Here is a 6,084-nt window from a genome sequence, read left to right on the forward strand (position 1 = left end):
AACATCCTTGCATTGAACGCAGCAGTCGAAGCCGCCCGCGCTGGCGAGCAGGGCCGCGGCTTCGCCGTCGTGGCCTCCGAAGTGCGCAGCCTGGCCCAACGCTCAGCCGCCGCAGCCAAGGAAATCAAGACGCTCATCGGCGACTCGGTAGAAAAAGTCGAGGAAGGCAGCAAGCAGGTGGCCGAAGCCGGAAAGACCATGGAAGAGATCGTCGACAGCGTCAAGCGCGTGACGGACATCATGGGCGAGATCACTGCGGCCAGCCAGGAGCAGACCTCGGGCATCGAGCAGATCAACCAGGCGATCACGCAGATGGACCAGGTCACGCAGCAGAACGCGGCGCTGGTCGAAGAGGCTGCCGCTGCGGCAGGCTCGCTGCAGGAACAGGCATCCAGTCTCGTCCGGGCGGTGAGCGTCTTCAGGCTGGACAGCGACAACCAGGCGGTCCGCGCCATCGCACGGGCGCAGTCCAGCAGCGCCGATCGGGTGCCGAAACGCGTTTCGGGCGGAAAGCCTGCGCTGGCCAAGCCGGCAGCGAAGCAGCTTGCGGCGCCCGCCAAAGCCGCCGCAGCCCACGAATCGTCCGGCGATTGGGCCGAGTTCTAAGCGCCATCTACGGCGGTCACATAGAAAGAAGAAAAAATGCAATGGTTCCAAAAGCTCCGCGTGGCCGTCAAACTGGTCCTCAGCTTTCTCGTGGTTGCGGCGGTCGGCGCGATCGTCAGTGCGCTGGGCATCTTTCACATGGGGCGCATCAGCGATGCGACGGAAAAGCTCTACGCGCATGAGCTTCGGGCCTTGCAGGCCGTGCAGGAAGCCAACATCCACCTGCTGTATGCCAGCCGGGCGCAGATGAGCCTCCTGTCGGCGTCCACGCGCGGCGAGCGCAACGCGGCTGGAAAGGAACTCACCACTGCCATGGAGGGTCTCGCCGCGCGTGCAGGCGAGGTCAAGCCGATCTTCGAGGAAAGCGAGCCGGGCAAGAAGTTGTTCGCGCAGTACGAGAGCCTGCTTCCGGGCTTGAAGCAGCACATGGACCAGTTCGTGGCGCTGATCTCCAAGCAGTCGCTGGACAGTTCCCAGTTCGACGGACAAGTGAACGAGGACAGCGCCCGCCTGCTTCAGGAGTCGCGCGGCCTCGAGGAGGTGCTGAAGAACATGGTCGCGCACAGCAACTCGCTGGCGAAGCAGAGCGCAGAGCACGCCGCGAACGTCTACACGAATTCGCGGCTGATGACCGTGGTGATGACGCTGGCCGGCATCCTCGCGAGTGTCGCACTTGGCCTTTTCGTCGCACGCGCCTTGGCGCGTCAACTGGGGGGAGAACCCGCCCATGCCGCGGAAGTCGTGGGCCGCATCGCGAACGGCGATTTGACGGTGAACGTGGACGCGGGTCTTGCGCGTGACGGCAGCCTGTTGCATTCCATCAAGCACATGCAAGACCAACTTTCAGCGGTGGTCGGGAAGATCAAGACTTCGAGCGACACGATCGCGACGGCCTCCGGCCAGATCGCCACGGGCAACCAGGACTTGTCTTCGCGCACCGAAGAGCAGGCGAGTTCGCTGGAAGAGACGGCGGCTTCGATGGAAGAGCTGACCTCCACGGTGAAGCAGAACGCGGACAACGCGCGGCAGGCGAATCAACTCGCAGTGTCGGCGTCGGCCGTCGCGGTCAAGGGCGGCAGCGTGGTCAGCCAGGTGGTGGACACGATGGCTTCGATCAATGCATCGTCCAGGAAGATCGTGGACATCATCGGCGTGATCGATGGCATTGCGTTCCAGACCAACATCCTTGCCTTGAATGCAGCGGTGGAGGCCGCCCGCGCGGGCGAGCAGGGCCGCGGCTTTGCGGTGGTGGCTTCCGAAGTGCGAAGCCTTGCACAGCGCTCCGCAGCGGCGGCGAAGGAAATCAAGGGCCTCATCGATGACTCGGTGGGCAAGGTGGATGCGGGCAGCGCGCTGGTGGGCGAAGCCGGCAAGACCATGGAGGAGATCGTCGAGAGCGTCAAGCGTGTGACGGACATCATGGGCGAGATCACTGCGGCCAGCCAGGAGCAAACGTCGGGCATCGAGCAGATCAACCAGGCGATCACGCAGATGGACCAGGTGACGCAGCAGAACGCCGCACTCGTGGAAGAAGCATCCGCGGCAGCCGAGTCGTTGCAGGAGCAAGCGTCGAGTCTCGTGCAGGCAGTCAGCGTCTTCAGGCTGGGCAGTGAAGAACTCGATCCCGCCGACCTCAACTTCCGCGCGCTCGCGCCGATATAGATGCAACGGGCATCGCGACGAACACGATGCCGATGCCCCCACAGACACTCACCGCACAAGGTAAAAGCCACATGTCAGGAAGCTTGTTTTTCACGGGCCTGAGCGGTCTCGGCGTTGCGCGAGCCGCGTTGATGACCACCGCTCACAACACTGCCAACGTCTACACGACAGGCTATAGCCGGCAAGTTGCCGAAATCGCCACCAACTCGCCGACCGCGACAGGGTCCGGCTATATCGGGAACGGCGCCACCGTCAGCACGATCTCGCGCAGCTACGACCGCTACCTCACGGCGCAGCTTGCCGCCGCGCAGTCGGCATCCGCAGCGTTGAGCACCAACGGCACCCAGATCAACCGCATCGATTCGCTCCTGGCGGACCAGACCGGTGGCCTGAGCCCGCTGATGCAGAGCTTCTTCACGGCAGTCCAAGGTGTGGCGAACACGCCCGCGGACACGGCCGCACGCCAGCAACTGATCAGCTCCGCCCAATCGCTGGCCAGCAAGTTCCGGTCGACTGACAAGTACCTCTCCGACATCAACTCGTCCGTCAACGACCAGATCGCGGGCAGCGTCGACCAGATCAATACCTACTCGAGCAAGATCGCCAGCCTCAACCAGCAGATCAGCATGATGAGTGCGGTGGCCGGTGGGCAGCCGCCCAACGACCTGCTGGACCAGCGCGACCAGCTGGTGAGCGAGCTCAGCCAGATCGTCGACGTCAAGGTGCTGCAGCAGGACAACGGCAAGTACAACGTCTTCATCGGCAGTGGCCAGTCCCTGGTGACGGGCGACCAGGCCGCCACGATGAAGGCGATCCAGTCTTCCGCCGACCCCACCCGCACTGCGGTCGCGCTGGTGGGCATCGCGGGCAACGTGTCGGAACTCAGCGACAACACCTTCACCGGCGGTGCGCTGGGCGGTCTCATGACATTCCGCAACGATACGCTGACGCCCACGCAGAATGCCATCGGACGTTTGTCGATGGCCTTCGCAAGTGAGATCAACGCGCAACAGAATCTCGGCGTCGACCTGAGTGGCGCGCTCGGCCAGGACCTCTTCACGACGGCATCGCCCGGTGTGTTCTCGAACGCGAAGAACTCGGGCAACCTCGTGCTCTCGGGCAGCGTGACCAGTACCAACCAGCTCACGACGAGCGACTACTCGGTGCAGGCCAGGAATGTCGCCGGCACGATGACCTATTCGGTCACTCGTCTTTCGGACAACCAGTCTGTGGGCTCGTTCACGAGCTTCCCGATCACCTTCGACGGCGTGAGCCTCGCCGCCGCCAGCGGCGCTCCGCAGGATGGCGACTCCTTCCTGGTGCAGCCGACGCGCACCGGCGCGCGCGACATGACCGTGACGGTGCTCGACCCGGGCAAGGTGGCTGCCGCTTCGCCGGTGATCACCGGCAACACCAGCACCAATCAAGGCAGCGGCGCGCTCAGCGCGGCCAAGATCGGTGCCGGCTATCCGGCCACGCCGCTCGCAGCGAAGGTCACGCTGAGCTATGACGCGGGGACGAACATGTTGTCCGGATTTCCGGGGAGCTCGGCCGTGACAGTGACCCTTGCCGACGGCACATCCAACACCTACGCGCCCGGAGCGACCGTGCCGTACACGGCCGGCGCACAGATCAGTTTCGACGGCATCGGCGTCAGCCTGAGCGGCCAGCCGGCCCAGGGCGATACCTTCACCATCGGCAAGAACACCGCAGGCGTTTCCGACGGCACCAACGCGTTGTTGCTCGGAGCGCTCCAGCGCCAGACCACGATGGCCAACGGCAGCTCGACCTTCAACGGCGCGTATTCGCAGATCGTGAGCGAGGTGGGCAACCGGGCCATGCAAGTCAACGTCGCCTCGAAGACTCAGGACAGCGTGACCAGCCAGATCAAGGCGAGCCAGCAATCCATCTCCGGTGTGAACCAGGACGAGGAAACGGGCAACCTGCTGATGTACCAGCAGATGTACCAGGCCAATGCCAAGGTGATCCAGACCGCTTCGACCATCTTCGACGCGATCCTCGCCATCAGCAACTGATCCTTTCAATATCCAGATTCCAGGAGCCGTGATGCGTATCAGCACCAGTTCTTTCTATGAACAGAATGTCGTCGCGATGGGCCAGCAGCAGCAGAAGCTGTTTCGGGTCCAGCAGCAACTATCTGCCGGGACCAAGTTTCTGACCGCGGGGGACGACCCGGTAGGCGCGACGCGCGCGCTGGGCGTCAGCCAGAGCCTGGCCGAGTCCTCGCAATACGCGACCAGCCGCGATCGTGCGACCTTGTCCCTGTCTCGGGAAGAGAACGCGCTCGACAGCGCGACGACGATCCTGCAGAACATCAAGACGCTCACCGTGCAGGCGGGCAACGGAACGCTGTCGGATGCGGATCGCGCATCGTTGGCGACCAGTCTCCAGAGCAACCTGGACGAGCTGGTGGGCCTTGCCAACACCGACGACGGCAACGGCCAGTTCCTCTTCGCTGGCTACAAGAGCGCCACGGCGCCCTTCGTTTCTTCACCAGGCGGCATTCAGTATGTGGGGGATCAGGGCCAGCGCCTGATGCAGGTGGACGTGGCGCGCCAGATGTCGACATCCGACGACGGGCGCTCGGTGTTCCAGTCGGTGCAGAACAACGGAAAGTACGTTGCTTCGGACAGCGCCGCCAATACCGGAACCGGTGTGTTCAGCGCGATCGGCGTCAATTACGCGACGGACCCGAACTACGGCAAGGACTTCCAGATCAGCTTTGCTGGCGGCAACTACACCGTGCAGACCAAGGACGTGCCGCCTGTGACGGTTTCTGGCGGGAGCTTCGATCCCAAGACGCCCATCGTCTTCGGTGGCATTCAGATCCAGATCAGCGGAACGCCTGCGGACGGAGACACTTTTGATGTGTCGACTGCGAAGAATGCCGGGTCGGATGTGTTTGCTACGGTGGGTAGCCTTATCACTGCTCTCAGGGCGCCGCTGGCGGGGGGCGGGGCGGCTGCGCAGGCCAAGCTGCTGAATGCGCTCAGTACGGCCAACGTGAAGGTTTCCAACAATTACGACAACGTGCTGACGGTACGGGCGTCGATTGGGTCGCGGTTGAATGAGATCGATGCGCTCAATTCGACTGGGGCGACTCGGGACTTGAATGACAAGAGCTATCTTTCGAGCATTCAGGATCTGGATCCTGTGCAGGCGATTGCGGAGTTTTATCAGCGGCAGAGTTCGTTGCAGGCTACGCAGATGACGTTTGCGAAGCTTAGTTCTATATCGTTGTTTAACTATCTTTGATTTGGGTTGTGGTGGGTTGTGGTGGGTGTGGTGGGGTGGGGTGTTGGTCTTGGTAGGCTGTTGGCCGGGTTTCGCCCCGGCGGGCGACTTACTTTCTTTTGCGTCGCCAAAAGAAAGTAAGCAAAGAAAAGGCGACCCCACTGTGCGCGTCCCTGCGCTTCGCTTCGGGCAACCTGCGGTGCTCGCTTCAGGCGGGGTCCGCGCGAAACTCGCTKCGCTCAAACACGCGCAGCCCTYGTCCGCCTGAAGCTGCGCTCCTCGGCACGCACAGAGGGGACCCCGATGCGGGGACCAACACGAATACCAAGACACAACGCGCCGTGGCGCGTCCTTGTGTTTTTGGTTTGGCTGTTGGTATTCAAMRRGCCGAGCGAAGCRAMGGCCCGAGCACTCCCTTCTGGGGGTGCCGAGGAGCGGAGCTTTTCGTGGATCAGGGCCGCGCGTGTTTGAGCGCAGCGAGTTTGCGCGGACCCCACGAAAAGCGAGCACCGCAGGTTGCCCGTAGCGCAGCGAAGGGACGCCCACAGCAGGGTCGCCTTT

At 63.1% G+C, this 6,084-nt stretch carries 4 protein-coding genes; all 4 read left to right on the forward strand.

Annotated features, from left to right (window positions below; all coding sequences use genetic code 11):
- On the forward strand, positions 1–606 hold a 606-nt coding region (locus tag AC1DMA_RS30015; RefSeq protein ID WP_478146460.1), incomplete at its 5' end, for a methyl-accepting chemotaxis protein.
- 36 nt (positions 607–642) lie between these two features.
- Positions 643–2,268, forward strand: a complete 1,626-nt coding sequence (locus AC1DMA_RS30020) for a methyl-accepting chemotaxis protein (protein ID WP_478146461.1) — start codon at positions 643–645, stop codon at positions 2,266–2,268.
- A gap of 71 nt (positions 2,269–2,339) precedes the next feature.
- A complete protein-coding gene (gene flgK, locus AC1DMA_RS30025; RefSeq protein ID WP_478146462.1) occupies positions 2,340–4,304 on the forward strand; it encodes a flagellar hook-associated protein FlgK in 1,965 nt (654 codons plus the stop codon).
- 31 nt (positions 4,305–4,335) lie between these two features.
- A complete protein-coding gene (gene flgL / locus AC1DMA_RS30030) occupies positions 4,336–5,544 on the forward strand; it encodes a flagellar hook-associated protein FlgL (RefSeq protein ID WP_478146463.1) in 1,209 nt (402 codons plus the stop codon).
- Positions 5,545–6,084: the final 540 nt, after the last annotated feature.

It is taken from the genome of Variovorax sp. 05N34, from assembly GCF_056397405.1.

What these genes read in the sequence shown, in the direction of transcription:
- flgL (WP_478146463.1), top strand. Translation starts at nt 4,336, where the DNA reads ATGCGTATCAGCACCAGTTCTTTCTATGAACAGAATGTCGTCGCGATG.
- flgK (WP_478146462.1), top strand. Translation starts at nt 2,340, where the DNA reads ATGTCAGGAAGCTTGTTTTTCACGGGCCTGAGCGGTCTCGGCGTTGCG.
- AC1DMA_RS30020 (WP_478146461.1), top strand. Translation starts at nt 643, where the DNA reads ATGCAATGGTTCCAAAAGCTCCGCGTGGCCGTCAAACTGGTCCTCAGC.